At 39.4% G+C, this 22,351-nt stretch carries 15 protein-coding genes and 1 pseudogene; 8 read left to right on the top strand and 8 right to left on the bottom strand.

Annotated features, from left to right (window positions below):
- Positions 1-20 precede the first annotated feature (20 nt).
- Genes nanA through O1Q79_RS00775 form a run of 4 tightly spaced genes read right to left on the bottom strand, consistent with a single transcriptional unit; the run spans position 21 to position 3,398 of the window.
- Positions 21-902, bottom strand: a complete 882-nt coding sequence (gene nanA / locus O1Q79_RS00790; RefSeq protein WP_386689442.1) for an N-acetylneuraminate lyase — start codon at positions 900-902, stop codon at positions 21-23.
- An 11-nt stretch (positions 903-913) separates the two neighbouring features.
- Entirely contained in the window at positions 914-1,792 is an 879-nt protein-coding gene (locus O1Q79_RS00785; protein ID WP_386692493.1) for a MurR/RpiR family transcriptional regulator, read from the bottom strand.
- A 17-nt stretch (positions 1,793-1,809) separates the two neighbouring features.
- Positions 1,810-2,691, bottom strand: a complete 882-nt coding sequence (locus tag O1Q79_RS00780; protein WP_386692492.1) for an N-acetylmannosamine kinase — start codon at positions 2,689-2,691, stop codon at positions 1,810-1,812.
- Positions 2,692-2,711: 20 nt separating this feature from the next.
- Positions 2,712-3,398: an N-acetylmannosamine-6-phosphate 2-epimerase gene (locus tag O1Q79_RS00775; RefSeq protein WP_386692490.1), complete on the bottom strand. Its 687-nt coding sequence runs from the start codon at positions 3,396-3,398 to the stop codon at positions 2,712-2,714.
- Positions 3,399-3,772: 374 nt separating this feature from the next.
- Between O1Q79_RS00775 and O1Q79_RS00770 the strand changes: the two genes are divergently transcribed.
- From O1Q79_RS00770 to O1Q79_RS00740, 7 genes are all read left to right on the top strand, one after another.
- A complete protein-coding gene (locus O1Q79_RS00770) occupies positions 3,773-4,768 on the top strand; it encodes a sialic acid TRAP transporter substrate-binding protein SiaP (protein WP_386692489.1) in 996 nt (331 codons plus the stop codon).
- A gap of 92 nt (positions 4,769-4,860) precedes the next feature.
- Positions 4,861-6,714, top strand: coding sequence for a TRAP transporter large permease subunit (locus tag O1Q79_RS00765; protein ID WP_386692487.1), 1,854 nt, complete (start codon positions 4,861-4,863; stop codon positions 6,712-6,714).
- A 29-nt stretch (positions 6,715-6,743) separates the two neighbouring features.
- Positions 6,744-7,922 carry an N-acetylneuraminate epimerase gene (locus tag O1Q79_RS00760; RefSeq protein ID WP_386692486.1) on the top strand — a complete coding sequence of 393 codons (1,179 nt, stop codon included), beginning with the start codon at positions 6,744-6,746 and terminating at the stop codon, positions 7,920-7,922.
- A gap of 254 nt (positions 7,923-8,176) precedes the next feature.
- Positions 8,177-9,040, top strand: a complete 864-nt coding sequence (locus tag O1Q79_RS00755) for an NYN domain-containing protein (RefSeq protein ID WP_386692485.1) — start codon at positions 8,177-8,179, stop codon at positions 9,038-9,040.
- Positions 9,030-9,269, top strand: a complete 240-nt coding sequence (locus O1Q79_RS00750; protein ID WP_386692484.1) for a DUF1778 domain-containing protein — start codon at positions 9,030-9,032, stop codon at positions 9,267-9,269. The genes O1Q79_RS00755 and O1Q79_RS00750 overlap by 11 nt, the downstream gene beginning before the upstream one ends.
- 64 nt (positions 9,270-9,333) lie before the next feature.
- Entirely contained in the window at positions 9,334-9,954 is a 621-nt protein-coding gene (locus tag O1Q79_RS00745; RefSeq protein ID WP_386692483.1) for a glutathione S-transferase family protein, read from the top strand.
- A 545-nt stretch (positions 9,955-10,499) separates the two neighbouring features.
- Entirely contained in the window at positions 10,500-11,564 is a 1,065-nt protein-coding gene (locus tag O1Q79_RS00740) for a porin (RefSeq protein WP_386692482.1), read from the top strand.
- A gap of 70 nt (positions 11,565-11,634) precedes the next feature.
- Here the strand turns inward: O1Q79_RS00740 and O1Q79_RS00735 are convergent, their stop codons facing one another.
- The 4 genes and pseudogenes from O1Q79_RS00735 to gdhA all read right to left on the bottom strand — a co-directional run bounded on the left by O1Q79_RS00735 (position 11,635) and on the right by gdhA (position 17,377).
- Entirely contained in the window at positions 11,635-11,979 is a 345-nt protein-coding gene (locus tag O1Q79_RS00735) for a pentapeptide MXKDX repeat protein (protein WP_386692481.1), read from the bottom strand.
- A 233-nt stretch (positions 11,980-12,212) separates the two neighbouring features.
- Entirely contained in the window at positions 12,213-13,547 is a 1,335-nt protein-coding gene (locus O1Q79_RS00730) for a cation:proton antiporter (protein ID WP_386692480.1), read from the bottom strand.
- A gap of 122 nt (positions 13,548-13,669) precedes the next feature.
- Positions 13,670-15,871: pseudogene (locus tag O1Q79_RS00725) on the bottom strand (Tex family protein); the annotation flags it as partial.
- 156 nt (positions 15,872-16,027) lie between these two features.
- Complete coding sequence (gene gdhA / locus O1Q79_RS00720) at positions 16,028-17,377, bottom strand: NADP-specific glutamate dehydrogenase (RefSeq protein WP_386692479.1); 1,350 nt, start codon at positions 17,375-17,377, stop codon at positions 16,028-16,030.
- 499 nt (positions 17,378-17,876) lie between these two features.
- Here gdhA and gltB point away from each other — a divergent pair, with 499 nt between their 5' ends.
- Positions 17,877-22,343, top strand: coding sequence for a glutamate synthase large subunit (gene gltB / locus O1Q79_RS00715; RefSeq protein ID WP_386692478.1), 4,467 nt, complete (start codon positions 17,877-17,879; stop codon positions 22,341-22,343).
- The last annotated feature ends 8 nt before the right edge of the window (positions 22,344-22,351 follow it).

Raw genomic sequence — 22,351 nt, 5'->3', positions numbered from 1 at the left:
CGGTGATTTTTTATCATTTTTTATTTAAGAAACGTTTCATACAACTCTTTCGCACGAACTAATTGTGCATCAGTGGCTTTCGCTGTCATTGGTTCACGACAATAGCCCGCATCTACACCTTGTAATTTCAAGATTTCTTTGATCGTTAGGTATAAACCATTCGCCAAAATACCTTCAATTAAATCATTAGTAACGTGTTGAATTTCCAATGCTTCTTTTACTTTACCTGATTGAGTTAATTCAAAAATTTGTCTTGCACGTAAACCGTTCACGTTGAAAGTTGAACCGATCGCACCATGCACACCTAAAGATGCAGCAGGTACCATCATTTCATCAAAACCAGCCCAAATTAATTTTTCTGGATAAGCTTTACTTAAACGTTCTAATAAATAGAAGTCGCCAGCAGTAAATTTCACACCTAACACTTTAGGATTTTTGTAAAGTTCACCGAATTGTTCCACCCCCATATTCACGCCAGTTAAGAACGGAATAGAATAAACAATCATATTATTACCAGTTTCAGCAATAATAGTTTCATAATAATGCTTAATTTCTGGGAAGCTGAATTTGTAATAGAAAGGTGTTACTGCTGATAAGCTGTCATAACCTAATTCTGTGGCATATTTACCTAATTCCACCGCTTCTTTTAAGTTTACGCTACCGACTTGAGCAATTAATGCGACTTGATCTTTGGCTTCATCTTTAGCAATACGGAAGATTTGTTTTTTCTCTTCAGTAGAAAGCATAAAGTTTTCACCAGTAGAACCACCCACATATAAGCCATCTACTTTCATTTTATCAATGTTATGACGAATGATTTGACGCAAGCCTTTTTCGTTGACGGAACCGTCTTCATTAAAAGACACTAATAATGCACTGAAAATACCTTTTAAGTTTTTCATTAAATTTTCTCCTATTTGTTCTGTTGTTGCTCAATAACTGCAACGGTTTTTTGTTTAGATTGTTTTGCTTTTTCTTGTTCGGCTTGAACTAACAATGCATAAATCAGATCAAGCACGAATAATTGGGTGATTTGTGTACCAACGGAGTCGCCTTGTAATTGACCTTGGCGGTTACCGTTATTAAGCACATAATCAGAAACTTTAGTAATTGGGGAACGTAAATTATGGGTAATTGCCACCGTGACTGCACCTGCCTCTTTAGCAATCTCAAGTGCTTTGGTCGTTTCGGGTGAAGAGCCGGAATGACTGATACCAATTACCACGTCCCCTTTTTTCATCAACGAAGCCTGCATATACATAAAATGGTTATTTGTTTCAGCATCAACCTGAAAACCCACACGCATTAACTTATTTTTAGCACCATCTGCCACAATACCTGATGAACCGACACCGAATAAATAAATGCGTTTAGCGTTACGCAATTCTTTCACTACTTTATTTAACTCATTAAAATCTAATAAATTAATGGTTTCACTCACTACTCTATCAATGACATTTTGTAATTTAGTCGCAATGGATTTGGGACTGTCCTTGGCTGTGATATTACTGTCTAACAACGCAGAAGGCTGTTGACTTTGGGTTGCAAGCTCAATGGCAAAATCTAATTTAAAATCACTGAACCCTTTAAATCCAAGGGTACGGCAAAAACGAATAAACGTGGCTTCACCTACATTTAACGATTTTGCAATTTCAGATAAAGAAGATTGTGCAAGTAATTGAGGCATCGTAAGAATTTGTTCTGCAATGCGTTTTTCAGTTTTTGTTAGACTACTTTGCAATGCTCCGATGGTATCTAAAATCTTACTGCCTTTATTAGAATTATTGACCATGTTATCTCCCCATTTAATTATGCCCTAGCTAAGACGATTCCACCCCAATATGCCGCACCGATTAACCCGGCATCTCCGGCATATTCTGCAGTGCTTAATTTACAATGATAGAAATGTGGCATAGCGTGCATATATTGTTGCACTAAAGGCAAATAACCTTCTGCTAACCCGACACTGCCCCCTATTACAACATGTTGAATATCCAAGGAAATCACTAAATCTGCTACGAGATTTGCAATAGCTTTGGCAGAACGGTGTACAAGTGCGGTGGCTTTTTCATCATTTTTTCTAAATAACGCAAACACTTCTTTCGGCGTACAAGGAGTATCCCACTTTTGAGCATCACGCTCTATCGCTCGTCCCGCCGCTACCGCTTCCACACAACCACGACGACCACAACCGCACATTTCACCATTTGGATCCGCCAAGCTATGTCCAATATGTCCCACTACACCATTTGGTCCGGTTTGCAATTCACCATTTAAAATAATGCCCCCACCGACGCCGGTCGAAACTACAATAAAGGCAAAGTTAGGTACTTCTTTCGAATCTACATGTTGATATTCCGCACAAGCCGCGGCTTGCACATCATTTAATAAGAAAATCGGTTTATCCGTATGGCGAGCAATGCTGTCTTTAAGTGGAAATTCCGCTAATCCGCCTAAATTTTTCGGATTAAGCGCGGTTAAAATTCCATTATTTATAATACCGGTAGAAGCAACTGCCACATAATCAAATTGTCCAATATATTGCTGAACTAATGTGGCTAGGGCTTGATGCATAGCATTGGCAGCATCATCTTGTGGCGTGGTAATTTGCTGACGTTGCTGGATTTGGTTGTTTTCCACCAACGCCGCCGCAATTTTAGTACCACCAATATCTAGGGCTAAACAACGCATATAAACTCTCTTTATTTCAATTAGTTAGCAGATTTAACCGCATTAGCAAACCAACTCACAATATGTTCTAAGCGGGTTAACGCAGAACCTACGGTGACTGCATCTGCACCAATTTCAATAGCCGTTTTGGCTAATTCCGGGGTATTGTAACGACCTTCCGCCATGACAAAACAACCGGCAGCTTTTAAATCTTTGACTAATTGATAATCAGGTTCTTTTGGAATTTCACCACCGGTATAACCTGACATAGTGCTACCCACAATATCAAAACCGAGTTTTTGGCAATATAAACCTTCTTCTAAATTAGAACAGTCTGCCATCGCTAAACAGCCACATTCGTGGATTTTTTTCACCGCACTTTCTATATCTACAGGACGAGGACGATTGGTGCCATCTACGGCAATAATATCCGCACCCGCGGCAGCTAAATCTTCAATATCCTGCAAGAATGGGGTGATGCGAACAGGGCTATCCGGTAAATCACGTTTTTTAATACCAATAATCGGAATGGTTACAAAAGGACGAGCGGCTTTTAAATTTTCCACACCCTCAATACGCAAACCGGCAGCACCACCATGTTGAGACGCTTGTGCCATTGCAGCAACAATTTCAGGTTTATCCATAGGACCGTCATCAACCGGTTGGCAAGAAGAAATAAATCCTTTTGTGATTTGAGTAAGCACGTCGGAATGAGATAATTTTGACATATATACTCCATATAATTTTATTTTACGAATTAATACTTCATTTTTTCCGCTAGGTTACGCCCTAACAAATAAAATGGCAAGACCTTTTGAAATACTTTGTACAAATTTACATCAAAATAATTTTAAACTTCAATTAAAGGTCACATATTAGACTTATTATATGCCTAAAAAATCCCAACAGTGGAGTAAAAATTCAGAATTTTTCAAATAATTTTTCAATTTTGTGATCTATGTCTCATTTTTGAAATTTAACTTCAAAAATATATTTATTTTTTGATTTTTTTGATCCAAAATGCAAACCACATTAAAACCGCATAGGTTTAATTAAATCTCAACCCTAGAAATTCCGACAATCTTTTAAACAGGAGCGTATTATGAAATTCAACAAACTATTCTTAGCAACATTTTGTGCTGGCGTTGCCGCAACCGCTTTTGCAAGTTCTGCATTGGCAGCGGATTACGATTTAAAATTCGGTATGGTGGCAGGTACCAGCCAAAACGAATATAAAGCAGCTGAATTTTTCGCTAAAGAAGTGAAAGAAAAATCTGCAGGCAAAATCGAAGTGAAACTTTTCCCATCATCTCAATTAGGTGATGACCGCACTATGATGAAACAATTAAAAGATGGTGCGTTAGATTTCACTTTCGCTGAGACTGCTCGTTTCCAAATTTTCTACCCTGAAGCTGAAGTATTTGCATTGCCTTATGTGGTACCAAATATTGAATTTAGCAAAAAAGCCTTACTTGACACAAATTTTGGTAAAAAATTGTTAGCCAAAGTGCATGATGAACAAGGCATGACCTTATTATCTGTGGCCTATAACGGTACACGTCAAACCACCTCTAACCGTCCAATCAATTCTATTGAGGATATGAAAGGCTTGAAACTTCGTGTACCAAATGCGGCAACCAATCTTGCTTTTGCAAAATATGTGGGTGCAGCTCCTACGCCGATGGCATTCTCTGAAGTGTATCTTGCCTTACAAACTAACTCTGTAGATGGTCAAGAAAACCCATTACCAACTATTCGTGACCAAAAATTCTATGAAGTACAAAAATATTTGGCGTTAACTAACCACATTTTAAATGACCAACTTTACTTAATCAGTAATGAAACACTTGCGGATTTACCAGAAGATTTACAAAAAGTGGTGAAAGATGCAGCAGAAGCAGCAGCGGAATATCACAGCAAATTATTCCACGACGGTGAAGCCGATGCCATTGCGTTCTTTGAAAGCAAAGGGGTCACTGTGACTAAACCAGATGTTGCACCATTCAGAGCTGCATTAAAACCTTACTATGATGAATACTTGAAAAAGAACGGTGCTTTAGGTCAAGAAGCATTTGATGAATTTTCAAAAATTAAATAATTAAATAATCTCGCCTTGCTCTCATTTTCCTCTGGTGGGAGTGAGGCATCTTATCTGAATTTCCGTATTTTACTCGGCGTATCGGAGTAGTTATGAAATTTTTTAACAAAATAGAAGAATGGGTTGGTGGAACGCTATTGTTCGTTATCTTCCTAATTCTTATGACTCAAGTCATCGCACGTCAAATCTTTAATTCACCATTAATTTGGTCAGAAGAATTGGCAAGATTGCTGTTTATTTATGTCAGTATGTTCGGGATCAGTATGGCGGTGCGTAGCCAACAACATATCTATCTCGACTTTATCACTAATCTCATGCCGCCAAAAGTAAAAAGAGCCGTCAATACTTTTGTGCAATTGCTGATTTTTGCCTCTATCATTATTTTTATCCATTTAGGCTTTAAAGTCTGGATTGGAGCATCCTTTGAATTGGTGGCATTAGAAATCAGTGATAAATGGCTATATGCGGCTCAAGCCTTTATTTCCTTACTCGTGCTAATCCGTTTCTTACAAGCGCAAACTGAAAACTTTACCAATCAAACTTCCTATTTATCCGCCACGGTATTTGCCATAGGTGCGGTGATTTTATTAGCTCTTTTATTCTTCGCCCCTGATGTGTTCAAAGTGCTTCGTATTTCGCAATATGTCAAACTCGGCGACAATGCTGTTTATGTGGTGCTTTTAGTTTGGCTAGTGATTATGTTCTTAGGCACGCCGGTAGGTTGGTCATTATTTATCGCTACCTTACTCTATTTCTCCATGACACGCTGGAATATTGTCAACAGTGCCGCTAATAAATTGGTGGATAGCCTAAATAGTTTCTCATTATTAAGTGTGCCATTCTTTATTTTAACCGGTATCTTAATGAACGGTGGTGGTATCACAGAACGAATCTTTAGCTTCGCCAAAGCCTTATTAGGTCATTACACTGGTGGTATGGGACATGTCAATATCGGGGCAAGTTTACTGTTCTCTGGTATGTCAGGTTCAGCCATTGCCGATGCAGGCGGTTTAGGTCAATTAGAAATTAAAGCTATGCGTGATGCAGGCTATGATGATGATATTAGTGGTGGTATCACGGCAGCCTCTTGTATTATTGGACCACTCGTTCCTCCAAGTATTTCCATGATTATTTACGGTGTTATCGCCAACCAATCCATTGCCAAATTGTTCGTGGCGGGCTTTGTACCGGGCGTATTGATCACCATTGCGTTAATGACCATGAACTACTTCGTGTGTAAAAAACGGGGTTATCCAAGAACACCAAAAGCCACTATGCCAGAACTTTGTGCCTCCTTTAAATCCAGTATCTGGGCAATTTTAACCCCGATTATCATCATTGGTGGTATCTTCTCTGGTATGTTTACCCCAACTGAAGCCGCCGTAGTGGCTGTGGCATACTCCATCATTGTTAGCCGTTTTGTATATAAAGAATTAACCTTGAAATTATTATTCAGCAGCTGTGTTGAAGCGGTAGCAATCACTGGTGTAACCGTATTAATGGTGATGACCGTAACTTTCTTCGGTGACATGATCGCACGTGAACAAGTGGCAATGCGTTTAGCAGAAATGTTTATGGCGGTAGCAGATTCTCCATTGACAGTGCTTGTGATGATTAACTTACTATTGTTATTCTTGGGTATGTTTATCGATGCATTAGCGTTGCAATTCTTAGTGTTGCCAATGCTGATTCCAATTGCACAACATTTTGGTATCGACTTAATCTTCTTTGGGGTCATGACCTTATTGAACATGATGATCGGTATCTTAACCCCACCAATGGGCATGGCGTTGTTCGTGGTGGCTCGCGTAGGTAATATGTCGGTATCAACTGTGACCAAAGGGGTGTTACCATTCTTGGTACCAATCTTTATCACACTGATTTTAATTACCATATTCCCTGAAATCATTACCTTTATTCCAAATTTATTAATGCCAAATGGCTAACATTTACATACACATTAAGGAGTTCTATTATGAAATTTACTAAATCTTTATTAGCTGTATCAGTATTAGGTTTAACAGCATTCACCACTCAAGCAGCACAGTATCCTGATTTACCGGTTGGGATTAAAAGCGGTGCCGGTGCCTTAATTGGCGATACCGTTTATGTGGGCTTAGGTTCAGGTGGTGACAAATTCTATTCTCTTAACTTAAAAGAGAAAGATGCAAAATGGCAAGAATTAGCTGCATTCCCGGGTGGTGCTCGTAACCAACCTGTTGCTGCTGGCATTGATGGCAAACTTTATGTTTTCGGTGGTTTCCAAAATAACGATGTAGCCGACAACCAAGTGATCAACGATGCCTATTCTTATGATCCAGCCACCAATACTTGGACTAAATTAGACACACGTTCACCTCGTGCTGCTGTGGGTGCAAGTGGTGTAACAAATAACGGCAAAGTCTATTTCGTGGGCGGTATCAACCAAGAAATCTGGAACGGCTTATTCCAAGACGTGAAAAAAGTCTCCGCTGGTTTAGACAAAGAAGCGGATAAAGAGAAAATCGCCGCTGCTACTAAACCGGTCTTTGATGCGTACTTCAACTTACGCGCACAAGATTTCTTCTTCTCATCAGAAATCGTCAGTTATGAACCTGCGACTAACACATGGCGTAACGAAGGTTACTTCCCATATTCAGGCCGTGCAGGTGCGTCAGTGGGTATTAACAATGGCAAATTGTTAGTGGTCAACGGTGAAATCAAAGCAGGTCTTCGTACTGACGGCACCGCACAAGGTACTATCACTAAAGACGGCGTAAAAGACTGGAAAAAACTTGGCAACTTACCAGCACCGAAAGGTTATGAACAACAAGACGGTATCGCAGGCGGTATGGGTGGTTATACCAATGGTCACTATATCGTGACAGGTGGTGCAAACTTCCCGGGAGCAAGAGCAAACTATGCTAAAGGTATCAACGATGCACACCGTACTGGTGGCTTGAAAAAAACCTATCATAGCGACTTCTACGCATTGGATGCAAAACACGGTACATGGAAAATTATCGGTAATTATCCACACAACATTGCTTATGGTGTAGCTTTACCGTATGAAAATAAAGTGTTATTTGTCGGTGGTGAAACAGACGGCGGTAAAGCATTAACCGAAGTTCGTACTGTAAGCTATGACGGCAAAAAACTTGTAGTTGAAGAATAAAAATCTTCAAAAAAATGACCGCACTTTTGCGTTTCCCAGATGCGACTGGTGTAAAAGTGCGGTGTGATTTCCTCTTAATTTTAATCAACCAACGATATCAAGGATGATGTCGTTGGTTTTTTATTAATATCCGCTTGACATTAACAGACAAAAATTTATACTTAGTAATAATCCGACCCTTAGTTGTACGCTTTTGTCACTTATCCAGACATTATGCCGAACCTTAGGGTTTTTTTCTATATAAGGAAAAGAAAATGGCGACGGCAATTTTAATTGATGGTGCTTATTTTATTAAACGTATCAGGCATTTTGAACCAAATAACTATTTTAATGCACAACGTATAGCAGATCTCGCTGTTCGCTGTGCTATGTTACATTTATCGGACAAAAGAAAAGTTAAACAAGAACTCTATCGTATTTTTTTCTACGATTGTGCTCCATTGGAAAAGAAAATGCACAATCCTATCAGCAAAAAGGCAGTTGATTTCTCGAAATCAAATGAAGCCATATTCAGAACCGAACTACACCAACGTTTATTAAAAAAAAGAAAATTAGCATTGCGATTGGGTGATTTATCTCAAACCGTAGAATGGATTATTAAACCAGATATTGAACAAGCTATTTTAAAAGGAAAACGTGATCTATCAAAATCTCCATTGCAAGAAAATGATGTGATTATTAATACTCGGCAGAAAGGTGTTGATATGCGAATAGGTATTGATATAACCACACTAGCTTTAAAAAAACAAGTTAATCAAATAGTACTTATTGCTGGTGATTCTGATTTTGTACCCGCTGCAAAGTTGGCAAGGAGAGAAGGTGTTGACTTTATTTTAGATCCTATACATCAAAATATCCCTGACCAACTTAATGAGCATATTGATGGATTAAGAAGTACATACTTTCATAAAAAGAAACATGATGATTTACAAGAAATCATATTGGCAGAAGCTGTTTTAAATAGGGTGAAAATGGGTAAAGAATCATTACATAGCTTAGCAGATGTTGAAATGGAACTTGATTTAATCTACAAAATGCAAAATGGGTTAGAAAAAACTATTACGCATGAAGAGGCAATGAGAAATTTAAGAAAGGTTTTAAAATTGGATGAAAACTGATTACCCATGCAGTAAACATAAAACTCAAATAGCACAATCAGACAAACCAACAATATTAGAAAGTGCTTTTGAAAGAGCCGTTAAAGTCATTAATAAACATCAAACAATTCGTTTAAATGCTCAACAATGGCAAAAAGCAATGGCGATATTAGACGCTGAACCTGATCCACACCCAGAAATGGTTGCACTGTTTAATCGGGGCTATAAGAATGTTAATGTTGATAACTAAATTTAATAATCTTACGATAGAAACTTATTTGATTGCAATGTTATAGAACTCAAAGGAAACAAACATGAAACTCAAACTACACTATCTCGACCGTTCTCGTGCTATGCGAGTGACTTGGTTATTGGAACATATTGGCTTGCCTTATGAATTAATCTCGCATAAACGTCAAGAAAATATGCACGCACCAGAAGCACTGAAAGATATTCACCCGTTAGGAAAAGCTCCGTTACTTGAAATTGACGGAAAAGTCATCACTGAATCAGTGGCTATGGTGGAATGGATTATCGCAAATCACGCCCCACATCTTGCTCCAGCGACAGATAGCCCTGAATATGCCGAATATTTACAATGGCTACAATTTAGTGAAAGCACCGCAATGATCCCATTAGTACTTAAATTTATTGCTGCGAGAGAACCCACTCCACCACAAAACACCTTAGCTTATGCAGACAGTGAAATAGAAAAAGTTTATGACTATGTAAACCGTCAATTAGCCAATAAACGCTATATTATGGGCGATAAACTCACGGGAGCCGATTTTGCCCTAGCATTTGCTCTAATCTTTATGAAAATGGTATATCAAGGTAAATTCACGCATATTGATCGCTATCTTGCCGATTTACATCAACTTCCAAGTTGGCAAAAAGCCCAACAAATTGAGCAACAGGTGTTGCAAGGAAAATAAGGCTTGTCACCCTGCACTCACGTGCAGGGCTAAGCATAGTGATGATGCTCCGCATCTTATTCATCTCCGAACACAAGCCACAGCGTGGCGTTATCATGCTTAACCCCATACGCCAGTGTGGGGGATCTTGACTAACCCTTTGTCATTTCTCAAAAAGTTCCCACTAAAAATGTGATCTAGATCACATTTTTGAAATAAAGTTTCCTAAATGTATTTATTTTTGAATATTCACTTTAATAGAAAATAATGATTTATAATTATCTCCTTAATAATCAATAGTTTATGACATTATTAAAAATAAAAAAATAAAAACTTTCTTTCAATTTTGTGATCTAGATCTCATTTTTAAGATGACTATGATTTAGCATAACTCGTTGATTTATATATAAATTACATTTTCTCATGAAAAATCAATGATATTGACAAGAAAAAATAATTCATTTAAATTTCGCACCAAGAAGTAAAACTTCAAACAGCAAAGTAATTTGCTAAATTCTGGTCGAAATGATCGATTTGTTACTTAACCAAAATAAGGAAACATTATTATGAAAAAAACACTTATCGCTCTAGCTGTTGCCGCCTTAGCTTCAAGTGCCGCCAATGCAACTGTGGTTTACCAAAAAGATGGCACAAAAATTGACATTGATGGACGTGTACATTTTGAGTTACAAAATATTAAAAATCAACGTACTGATTTACGTGATGTGGGTTCTCGTTTACGTGTACGTGCTTATCAAGATTTAACAGATCGTATTTCTGCATACGGTGGTGTGGAATTACGTTTCTCCAATGATAATGAGATTGGCGGAAACTTCCGTACTCACCGTTTATATGGTGGATTTATTCATAAAGATGTTGGTACTTTAACTTTTGGTAGCCAATTACATTTAGGTGACCACATTCCTAAAGCAAACTACACCTATGAATGGGGTGGTAACGTGTTCTTTGATGGGCACAAAAAAGCAGCTACATTCATGTCCGTTCCATTCAGTGGCGTACGTGTAGCAGCAGATTACTATTTTGGTAATTCCAAAAAAGATAACGGTACATCTAGTGGTACAACAGCTTGGAATGAAGGTCAAGGTTATGGTGTAGGTTTATTCTATGATGGAAAATTAGCTGATGATGTAGCAGTACGTTTCGGTTCTGGTTATACAGAAGTAACACAATCTACGGATGGTACTAAAGTACATGAATATAAATTACAACGTGCTGGTGTTGGTTTTGATATCACTTATCAAAAAGTTCATTTAGGCTTTGACTGGGCCTATGGTAAAGCAACCAAAGGTTATGAATCAGCAAATATCGGTTTCCAAAAAATTGCAAATAGTGGCGGTCCATTCCATAAAAATAACCGTTTCTTAGTAGGTTTAAAAGTTGATGTAACACCACAAAATGCAGTTTATGGTGAATATTACTTCGGAAAAGGCGAAAAAGCTGATTCAAGAATCGCGGATGTGAAAATGAATGGCTGGATGGTTGGTGCTGACCATAGATTTAACAAATTTGTAGCTGTATATGTTGAAGGTGGTACAGGTAAGGTTAAACAAGATGGTAAAGAACTTCTTAAAAACCACAGAGTACTTACGGGTGTGAGAATTTTATTCTAATTCTCCGAGCTAATGTTTTTTCTCATTTGATCCTTCCGCCCCATTATCTTAATGGGGCTTTTTATTCTCATTACATTTTGTCTTTTTTCATCTCTTCGGATTTCATCATCATATCTGATTTCATATCACCTTTTTTCATCTCTTCGGATTTCATCATGCCCGATTTCATGTCTCCTTTTTTCATTTCATCAGATTTCATCATGCCCGATTTCATGTCTCCTTTTTTCATTTCATCAGATTTCATCATGTCTGAGTGCATGTCTCCTTTTTTCATTTCATCAGATTTCATCGTTTCTGAGTGCATCTGCTCTTTGCTCATCTGATCTTTTTTCATATCAGCTGCATTTGCGTTCACGGCAAAAATAGAAAGTAATGATACTGCACTTAAGGTTTTTAAAATGTTTAAAGATTTCATAGAATTCTCCTTTGATTAAGATAAATTGTTAGCGAAAGAACACATTCACTATCCTTTCATTAGCATTAGTCGAACGAGTAACAGAAACCTTACAAATTTTTTCGATATAATAGTAAAAAATACTCTTTACCCTATTTTTTGCCAGAAAAACAATGAGAAAGAGAAAAATAAAATGTGCCAAATAAAATTTGGCACAAGCATGGATTGATATTTATGACGAGTTTACAGGGGGACTACACATCAGGCGTATAATCTTCCCCTGCACCTAATTTCAGATAGGCTTGGCGTTTTGGATCGACTAATTTTGCTTGCACAATCATTTTCTCAATAGTCACACCCTGTACTAAAATTGAAAACATCACCACCGCATAGGTCATCAATAGGATTAAATCACGCACATCGACTACGACATCATCGCCTATCATCAAGGCTACATGGCTTGGAATACTTAATGCCATGGCTAATGCCAAACCACCTCGCAAACCGCCCCAAGTGAGAATTCGCACTGTGTAAGGATTATATTGACGGAAACGTCGCATCACCTTAAATGGCAGCCAAACACTGATATAACGTGAAATTAAACAAACAGGAATCGCAATTAACATCATAATTGAACTCGCCAAAGTGAAGTCAACTAATAATAATGCTAAACCAATTAATAAAAATAATAAGGAATTCAGCGAATGGTCGATCATTTCCCAAAAATGATCTAAATAACGTTGGCTTTGTTCAGAAAAACCTTGGCGGCGTGTCCAGTTGCCAATCATAATGCCTGATGTCACCATGGCTAACGCCCCAGAAACGTGCATATAATTTGCCACCATAAAGCCAGTAGTTGGGATAGTTAAGGTAATTAAGATTTCCAAGCTACCATCATCTGTAGCAGAAATTAAATAATGAGAAACTAATCCCGTGATCAGACCAAATAAAATACCACCAACAGCTTCCTGTAAGAATAACATGGCAATCCCTGATGCACTGGCTTCTTGTCCGCCAAAGGCAACCGCAAATACGGTAGTAAAAATCACCAAGCCTACCCCATCATTGAATAAGGATTCCCCCTCCACTTGCATGGATAAGCGTTTGGGTGCACGTAAGTTTTTAATGATCGCCAATACGGCTATTGGGTCAGTTGGCGAAATTAATGCCCCGAAAACCACGCAATAAATAAAATCAATATGCCAGCCAAAAAATGCGGTGGCATAATAAATCAATGCCCCGATCATTAAGGTTGAACAAAGTGTGGAAAATAAAGTAAAGGTGGCGATTTCCCAGCGTTGATCTTTCATTAACGGCAATTTAATGCCTAATGAACCTGCAAATAACAGAAAGCCTAGCATGCCATTCAGTAGGAAATTTTTAAAATCTAATTCTTCCATAATATGAATAGCAATTTCATCTAAGTTGAGCCAACCGAAAAAGCCTAATATCAATAAAATTAACGATCCCACCATCGCTGATGCGGTAATGGCTATGGTCGATTGCACTTTATCGCTGATCTTATGGGTAACAAAAGCCAATAAAATGGAAATGCCAAATAAAAAGCATATATAAGCGTAAATACTCATATAGAATCCTTAAATAAAAATTATTTTTTCCAACCTTTTAACGCATCAGCAAAGGCATTATTGGTGAAAGATTGATTATGCCGTTCATGACAACCTTTGGGCGATGAATTTCGTTCAGAACTGCGGTCAAATTTTTGCTCTTTTTTCACCGCACTTTCCTCTAATCGCATGGTTAAGGCAATCCGTTTGCGAGCTACATCGACTTCAAGCACTTTGACTTTCACCACATCGCCTGTTTTCACCACTTGATGGGGATCTTCAACAAATTTATCCGCCAGCGATGAAATATGTACTAAGCCGTCTTGATGCACGCCAATATCCACAAATGCCCCGAAATTGGTCACGTTAGTAATGGTTCCCTCTAAAATCATACCTGCTTTCAAATCCGTGATGTCTTCCACGCCGTCCATAAAGGTCGCCGTTTTAAATTCACCCCGTGGATCGCGTCCTGGTTTTTCTAGCTCTTTAAAAATATCCATTACCGTTGGTAAACCAAATTGTTCATCGGTGAATTGTTTTGCTTCAAGCTGACGAATAGCAGAAGCATTGCCCATTAAATCTTGAATGGATTGTTCGGTGGCTTGTAAAATTTTTTCCACCACTGCATAGGCCTCGGGGTGAACCCCAGACGCATCAAGGGGATTTTTGCCCTGATTAATTCGCATAAAACCTGCACATTGTTCAAAGGCTTTTGGTCCTAAGCGTGGCACTTTTTTCAATTCAGTTCGACTGTTGAAACGTCCGTTCTCATCACGATAATCCACGATATTTTGGGCAAGCGTCTTACTCATGCCAGCTACACGAGCCAATAAGGCAGATGAAGCCGTATTTAAATCCACCCCGACAGCATTAACACAGTCTTCTACCACCGCATCAAGTTTACGAGCCAGTTGGGATTGATTCACATCATGTTGATATTGCCCCACCCCAATGGCTTTTGGCTCAATTTTCACTAGCTCCGCCAGTGGATCTTGCAAACGGCGAGCTATGGATACCGCTCCACGTAAAGATACATCTAAATTCGGAAATTCTTGTGCCGCCAGTTCAGACGCAGAATAAACCGATGCCCCAGCTTCACTGACGACCACAATCTGCGGTGTATTTTGCGGAATTTGTTTAATCACTTCCTTGGCAAAACGTTCTGTTTCACGTGATGCCGTCCCGTTACCAATCGCAATTAATTCGACATTATGGGTTTTAATCAATTTAAACAACGTTACCAAAGCGGTTTCCGTTTGCCCTGTATGTGGATAAATCGTGGCGGTATCGAGCAATTTTCCTGTATTATCCACCACGGCGACTTTCACCCCCGTGCGTAAACCTGGGTCAAGTCCCATGGTATTTTTCGCTCCAGCAGGGGCTGCCATTAAAAGTGCGGTTAAATTTCGGGCAAAAACATCAATCGCTTCCTGTTCTGCTTTTTCACGTAAAGCCCCCATTAATTCCGTTTCTAAATGTAACGCCAGTTTAATTTTCCATGTCCATGCAATCACTTGCTCACGCCATTTATCCGCAGGTTGAGCATTAAAACGTACACCCAAATGCTCACGAATAATTTCTTCACAATAGCTTGAACGACTGCCTTCTACTGCATCAGGATCGGCATTAAGGCTCAGTTGCAGAAAACCCTCATTACGTCCACGCAACATGGCTAATGCACGGTGTGAGGGTACATTTTTTAACGGTTCTTGATGATCGAAATAATCTTGGAATTTCGCCCCGTCCGTTTCTTTTCCCTCAAAAACTTTGGAAATTAACACCGCACTTTGTTGTAAATATTGACGGACTTTTGCCAATAATTGTGCATCTTCGGCAAAGCGTTCCATTAAAATATATTTCGCACCGTCTAACGCCGCTTTACTATCCGCCACACCTTTTTCAGCATTCACAAAGGTTTCTGCTGTGCTATCGGGATCGTGAGTAGGTTGCAACCATAATAAATCCGCCAACGGCTCAAGACCTGCTTCAATGGCAATTTGTCCTTTAGTGCGGCGTTTCGGTTTGTAAGGGAGATAGAGATCTTCGAGTTCGGTTTTGCTTTGGGTTTGTTGAATTTTTTGTTGTAGTTCAGCGGTGAGTTTGCCTTGTTCTTCAATGGATTTCAGAATCGTCTGACGGCGATCTTCCAATTCACGCAAATAAATTAAACGGGTTTCAAAATGGCGTAACTGGGTATCGTCTAAGCCACCTGTGACTTCTTTACGATAGCGAGCAATAAAAGGAATGGTATTGCCATCATCCACTAACTGAATCGCAGCCAGAATTTGTTGCGGACGAACATTGAGTTCATCAGCGATAATTTGAGAGATTTGTTGGTTTAACATATTGATACTTCTTTAATCAAAAATTAGTTTAATAGCATACTGTTTTTGTTGGGAAAAATAAAGCAGTATCAAACCAGATACGCTCAAAGACCATAAAACAAATAAGGCGAATCCGTTCGATTCGCCTTATTCTATTTTAGTCAAAGCAGTAAAGAATTAATAGACACCTTGTGCCAACATGGCATCAGCGACTTTAACAAAACCAGCCACGTTTGCACCCACTACATAGTTAATATTTTTGCCCTCACCTGAACCATATTTTTTACAGTTGGCATGAATATCTAACATAATGCTGTGTAATTTGGCATCGACTTCTTCACGACTCCAGTATAAACGTTGTGAACCTTGTGCCATTTCTAAACCAGATGTCGCTACCCCACCTGCATTGGCAGCTTTACCTGGTCCAAATAATACATCCGCCGCTAAAAACGCATCGGTCGCTTCAATGGTAGTTGGCATATTAGCCCCCTCAGCGACTAATTGTACGCCATTGGCAATGAGTTTTTGTGCATCAGCTAATTCAATTTCATTTTGGGTTGCACAAGGCAATGCAATATCGACTTTTACTCCCCAAGGACGTTGACCTGCATGATATTCTAAGCCGAATTGTTCCGCATAATCTTTCACACGACCACGTTTCACTTCTTTAATTTCGATTAAGGCAGCTAATTTTTCTGCGGTGAAACCGTCTTTATCATAAACATAGCCCGATGAATCTGAACAGGTAACCACTTTTGCACCAAGTTGTAACGCTTTTTCAATCGCATATTGTGCAACATTACCTGAACCTGAAACAGAAACAGTTTTACCTTGGAAAGATTGACCTTTTTCCGCTAACATGGCTTGTGCAAAATAAACTAAGCCGTAACCTGTGGCTTCAGGGCGAATTAAGCTCCCACCAAAGGAAAGCCCACGACCCGTGAATACGCAAGCAGCTTGGTTAGATAATTTTTTCATATACCCTGCAAGATAGCCCACTTCACGACCACCTACACCAATGTCGCCTGCTGGCACGTCAGTATCTGGACCAATATGACGATATAATTCTGCAATTAATGCTTGGCAGAAACGCATCACTTCCGCATCAGATTTACCTTTTGGATCGAAGTCGGAACCACCTTTCGCCCCGCCCATTGGCAAGGTGGTTAAGGCATTTTTGAAGATTTGTTCAAAACCTAAGAATTTTAGGATAGATAAGTTGACTGATGGGTGAAAACGCATACCGCCTTTAAATGGACCAATCGCACTATTGAACTGAACACGGAAAGCACGGTTGACTTGGGTTTGACCTTTGTCATCTGTCCATGCGACACGAAATTGGAATGCACGTTCAGGTTCAACTAAACGTTCTAATAACGCTTGTGAGCGGTATTTTGGATTTTTTTCAATAAATGACCAAATAGAGGTAAATACCTCACGCACTGCTTGTAAAAATTCAGGTTGATGACCGTCACGCTGTGCAACGTAAGCTAGAAAGTCTTCTAATGATGATACTGAGTTAGACATAATATGTTTCCTTTTTTAATATGAGTAATATGTTTGTTTGCAATCGCTGTTTGAACAGCTCGGGTTCTACTATGCAAAAACACAATTCAAAATGCAATGCTTTTTTCTATCCTCTCAAAAGATATCTTAATACCATTAAATGAAAATTATTTATATCTAACAAATAACCATAAAAATTATATTTTTTCTAAATAAATTACAAAATAGGCTATTTTTGTTTAAAATAAGCCTTAAATAATCATCAAATTATATAGATAAAATTATTCATCAAACCAATATTAGATAAGATATAAAATAAACGATATTTATTTATGTTTTATTTAATTATTATGGCATTTATATAAATATAATATTCGATATATTTACACAAACCATTATTCAATCTAAGATGATTTTACCTATATAACGAAATAACAAAGTGCGGTGAAAAAATATAAAATTTTCGTGCTTTGTTTACTAAAACGATTTTACTTTTACTCTATTTGCAGGAAGACAACTTATGACAACGCTATATGATCGCAGTGAAGTGCGTGAAAACTGCGGTTTTGGGCTGATCGCCAATATTGACGGTGTGCAGAGCCACAAAGTCGTACGTAATGCCATTTTAGGCTTATCTCGGATGCAACATCGTGGAGCGATTTTATCAGACGGTAAAACTGGCGATGGTTGCGGTTTATCTATTCAAATGCCAGAAACCTTTTTTCGCCATATCGCCGATGAGAATGGCTTTTCCTTAGCTAAAAATTTTGCGGTGGGTCAGATTTTTTTACCGCAAGATGAGAAATTAATAGCCGAATTTATTGAGATTATTAATCAAGAACTGACCGAAGAAACCTTAGGCATTGCCTATTGGCGTGATGTGCCAACCAATCCATCGGTTTTAGGCTCAATCGCTCTTGCAGATATGCCAGCGATCAAACAGGTGTTTATTAATGCACCGAGCGGTTGGCGAAATCAAGACTTACAACGCCGTTTGTTTGTGGCTCGTCGTCGTATTGAAAAACGTATCAGCCATGATGATTTTTATATTTGTAGTTTTTCTAATCAAACTGTGATTTATAAAGGTTTGTGTATGCCGAAAGATTTGCCGAAATTCTATACAGATTTAGCCGATCTACGCATGCAATCTGCGATTTGTTTATTCCACCAACGTTTTTCCACCAATACCCAACCCCGTTGGAAATTAGCTCAACCATTCCGCTATTTAGCCCATAATGGTGAGATTAATACCATTTCAGGCAACCGAGCTTGGGCGAGAGCAAGGGGTTATAAATATCGCACGCCGTTAATTCCAGATTTACAAACTGCTGCACCATTCGTGAATGAAAGTGGTTCGGATTCTAGCTCATTGGATAATATGCTGGAGCTGTTTGTGTGTGGCGGTATGGATTTATTCCGAGCCATGCGTTTATTAGTACCACCTGCGTGGCAACATAACCCTGACATGGACGATAATCTGCGAGCTTTTTATGATTTTAATTCTATACACATGGAACCTTGGGACGGTCCTGCTGGAATTGTGCTGTCTGACGGTCGTTATGCCGCTTGTAACCTAGATCGTAATGGTTTACGCCCAGCTCGTTATGTGATCACCGAAGATCGCTTAATTACTATCGCATCAGAAATCGGTATTTGGGATTATGCACCTGATGAAGTGGTAGAAAAAGGACGGGTTGGACCGGGGCAATTATTAGTGATTGATACCAAAAAAGGGCGTTTAGTGCATTCCGATGAAATTGATAATGAAGTTCGCTCCAGACACCCTTATCGCCAATGGCTAGATAAAAACGTCAAACGCTTAGTGCCATTTGATCAAGTAGATGATAGCCAAATTGGTGCGACAACGTTAAGCGAGCAAGAGTTATTGGTGTATCAAAAACAATTCTTATACGATAACGAAGAAATTGAGAATATCATTCGTGTACTGGGTGAGAACGGGCAAGAAGCGGTCGGTTCAATGGGTGATGATACGCCATTTGCGGTACTATCTGAACGTCCACGAGTAATTTTTGATTATTTCCGTCAATATTTTGCACAGGTAACAAACCCACCGATTGACCCATTACGTGAAGCTCATGTGATGTCCTTAAACACGAGTATTGGACGTGAAATGAGCGTGTTCTTTGAAGCGGAAGGAATGAGCCATCGAGTCAGTTTTAAATCACCGATTTTGGTCTATTCCGATATGCAACAAATTTTGGATTTGCCACAACAATATTATAAACACCAAATTTTAGACGCAACCTATAACCCCGATGAAATGAGCTTAAAACAAGCCATTGAAAATCTGTGTAAAGAAGCTAAAAGTGCGGTGCAAAATGGTGCAGTTTTATTAATCGTGTCCGATCGCAATATTAGTAAATTCTATCAACCGATTCCAACTGCCTTGTCAGTAGGGGCATTACAAAATCAATTAGTGTCTGCCAATTTACGTTGTGATACCAATATTTTAGTCGAAACCGCCGAAGCTCGCAGTCCGCATCATTTTGCGGTGTTACTTGGTTTAGGGGCAACTGCTATTTATCCGTATCTTGCCTATGAAACCTTAGGGCAAATGGTGAAAACAGGTTCAATCAAAAAATCCTTACGTCAAGTTACGGCAAATTTCCGTTATGGCATTGATAAAGGCTTGTACAAAATTATGTCGAAAATGGGGATTTCCACCATTTCATCTTATCGTTGTGCCAGATTATTTGAGTTAGTGGGCATGAGTTCAGAAATTACTGATCTTTGTTTCCCTGGCATTACTAGCCGTATTGAGGGTGCCAGCTTTGTGGATTTTGACCAGCAACTTAGTCAATTACGCAAACGGGCATGGCGACCAAGTCAAGATTTGGATATGGGCGGATTTTTGAAATTCAAACCGCAAGGGGAATATCACGCCTATAACCCAGATGTGGTGATGAACTTGCAAAAAGCCGTCAATAGCGGTGATTATGAGCAATACAAAGCCTATCGTGATGCCGTGAATCATCGTCCTGTGGCGACCATTCGTGATATGTTAAAGCTCAAAACAGACCCCAATAATGCGATTGATGTCGCACAAGTTGAACCAGCGGAAAATCTATATAAACGCTTTGACAGTGCCGCCATGTCTATCGGTGCATTAAGTCCAGAAGCACACGAAGCCTTAGCCACTGCAATGAACCGTTTAGGCGGTTATTCAAATTCAGGTGAGGGCGGTGAAGATCCGAAACGCTATGGCACGGAAAAAGTATCTAAAATCAAACAGGTCGCCTCTGGTCGCTTTGGGGTAACGCCTGCTTATTTAATGAGTGCGGAAGTGATTCAAATTAAAGTCGCACAAGGAGCAAAACCCGGTGAGGGCGGTCAATTACCAGGAGATAAAGTGACCCCTTATATTGCACAATTACGCTATGCGGTGCCGGGGTCAACCTTGATTTCACCACCACCGCACCATGATATTTATTCCATTGAAGATTTAGCTCAATTAATTTTCGATCTCAAACAAATTAACCCGAAAGCGTTAATTTCGGTGAAATTAGTGTCTTTACCAGGTGTGGGTACGATTGCCACTGGCGTCGCCAAAGCCTATGCCGATCTGATCACCATTGCAGGTTATGACGGCGGTACTGGGGCAAGTCCATTATCCAGCGTGAAATACGCAGGTTCACCGTGGGAATTAGGTTTAGCCGAAGCACAACAGGCGTTAGTGGAAAATAATTTGCGTCATAAAGTGCGGTTGCAAGTGGATGGTGGTTTAAAAACTGGTTTAGATATTGTCAAAGCCGCCATTTTAGGGGCAGAAAGTTTTGGTTTCGGTACAGGTCCAATGGTGGCATTAGGCTGTAAATACTTGCGTATTTGTCACTTAAATAACTGTGCCACAGGTATTGCGACCCAAGACGAAACCTTACGCAGTAAACATTATACTGGCTTGCCAGAAAAAGCCATGAATTACTTTAAATTTATTGCACAAGATGTGCGTGAGATTTTAGCCCAATTAGGCGTAGAAAAACTCACCGACTTAATCGGTCGCACCGATTTATTGGAAATTATTGATGGTCATACGGGTAAACAACGTGGTTTAGATTTAACTAAATTACTCTATTCGCCACAAGTGCCAGCTGGCAGTGCAAGATATTGTACGCAACACAATCCACCATTTGACAAAGGTTTGTTAAACAAAGCGATTGTAGAACAAGCGCAAGAGGCGTTAGAAAGTGGCTTGAATAGTGAAATGAATTTTGACGTGAGCAACCTAGATCGTTCTATTGGAGCAACGCTTTCTGGTATTTTGGCAGCACGTTACGGCAATCGTGGTAATCCATTGCAAGAATTTAATATTAATTTAACTGGTACCGCTGGACAAAGTTTAGGGGTATGGCTGGCAGGTGGTGTAAATTTGACCTTAACAGGTGATACTAACGACTACGTGGGTAAAGGTATGGCTGGTGGTCGTATTGTGATCAAACCGCACGCAGGTGTTTCATTCAAGGCGGAAGATGCCACCATTGCGGGCAACACTTGTTTATATGGTGCCACTGGCGGTGAATTATTTGCATCAGGACGTGCTGGCGAACGTTTTGCGGTGCGTAACTCTGGTGCATCTGCAGTGGTTGAGGGTATCGGCGATAACGGTTGTGAATATATGACTGGCGGTATCGTCACCGTGTTAGGCAAAACGGGGATTAACTTTGGTGCTGGCATGACCGGTGGATTTGCTTATGTATTAGACACTGACGGTGGCTTTAAACAACGCATTAACCCAGAACTCGTAGAGGGGTTAAGCATTGTGGATTTACCAACTCATCAAGAGCATTTACGTGGCTTAATTTCTCGCCACGTAGAATTAACCCATAGTGGTATCGGTGAACGTATTTTGGCTAACTGGGAACAATATGTTTCGCAATTTGTGTTAATTAAACCAAAAGCCAATGATGTCAATGGGTTATTAGGGCATAAACGCCGTACCGTGAATGAATTAGGTGCGTTAGCTCAGTAATAAAAATT

The organism is Lonepinella sp. MS14434, assembly GCF_042468235.1.
Taxonomy (GTDB): domain Bacteria; phylum Pseudomonadota; class Gammaproteobacteria; order Enterobacterales; family Pasteurellaceae; genus Lonepinella.
Note: the sequence above shows the minus strand (reverse complement) of the source record. Positions and strands in the feature narration are given on the sequence as shown.

Excerpts from the sequence above, each read along its gene's own strand:
- gdhA (WP_386692479.1), bottom strand. The coding sequence starts at position 17,377 with ATGTCTAACTCAGTATCATCATTAGAAGACTTTCTAGCTTACGTTGCA.
- O1Q79_RS00765 (WP_386692487.1), top strand. The coding sequence starts at position 4,861 with ATGAAATTTTTTAACAAAATAGAAGAATGGGTTGGTGGAACGCTATTG.
- O1Q79_RS00730 (WP_386692480.1), bottom strand. The coding sequence starts at position 13,547 with ATGAGTATTTACGCTTATATATGCTTTTTATTTGGCATTTCCATTTTA.
- O1Q79_RS00740 (WP_386692482.1), top strand. The coding sequence starts at position 10,500 with ATGAAAAAAACACTTATCGCTCTAGCTGTTGCCGCCTTAGCTTCAAGT.
- O1Q79_RS00750 (WP_386692484.1), top strand. The coding sequence starts at position 9,030 with ATGAAAACTGATTACCCATGCAGTAAACATAAAACTCAAATAGCACAA.
- O1Q79_RS00760 (WP_386692486.1), top strand. The coding sequence starts at position 6,744 with ATGAAATTTACTAAATCTTTATTAGCTGTATCAGTATTAGGTTTAACA.
- O1Q79_RS00755 (WP_386692485.1), top strand. The coding sequence starts at position 8,177 with ATGGCGACGGCAATTTTAATTGATGGTGCTTATTTTATTAAACGTATC.
- O1Q79_RS00780 (WP_386692492.1), bottom strand. The coding sequence starts at position 2,691 with ATGCGTTGTTTAGCCCTAGATATTGGTGGTACTAAAATTGCGGCGGCG.
- O1Q79_RS00770 (WP_386692489.1), top strand. The coding sequence starts at position 3,773 with ATGAAATTCAACAAACTATTCTTAGCAACATTTTGTGCTGGCGTTGCC.
- O1Q79_RS00735 (WP_386692481.1), bottom strand. The coding sequence starts at position 11,979 with ATGAAATCTTTAAACATTTTAAAAACCTTAAGTGCAGTATCATTACTT.
- O1Q79_RS00775 (WP_386692490.1), bottom strand. The coding sequence starts at position 3,398 with ATGTCAAAATTATCTCATTCCGACGTGCTTACTCAAATCACAAAAGGA.
- O1Q79_RS00785 (WP_386692493.1), bottom strand. The coding sequence starts at position 1,792 with ATGGTCAATAATTCTAATAAAGGCAGTAAGATTTTAGATACCATCGGA.
- O1Q79_RS00745 (WP_386692483.1), top strand. The coding sequence starts at position 9,334 with ATGAAACTCAAACTACACTATCTCGACCGTTCTCGTGCTATGCGAGTG.
- nanA (WP_386689442.1), bottom strand. The coding sequence starts at position 902 with ATGAAAAACTTAAAAGGTATTTTCAGTGCATTATTAGTGTCTTTTAAT.
- gltB (WP_386692478.1), top strand. The coding sequence starts at position 17,877 with ATGACAACGCTATATGATCGCAGTGAAGTGCGTGAAAACTGCGGTTTT.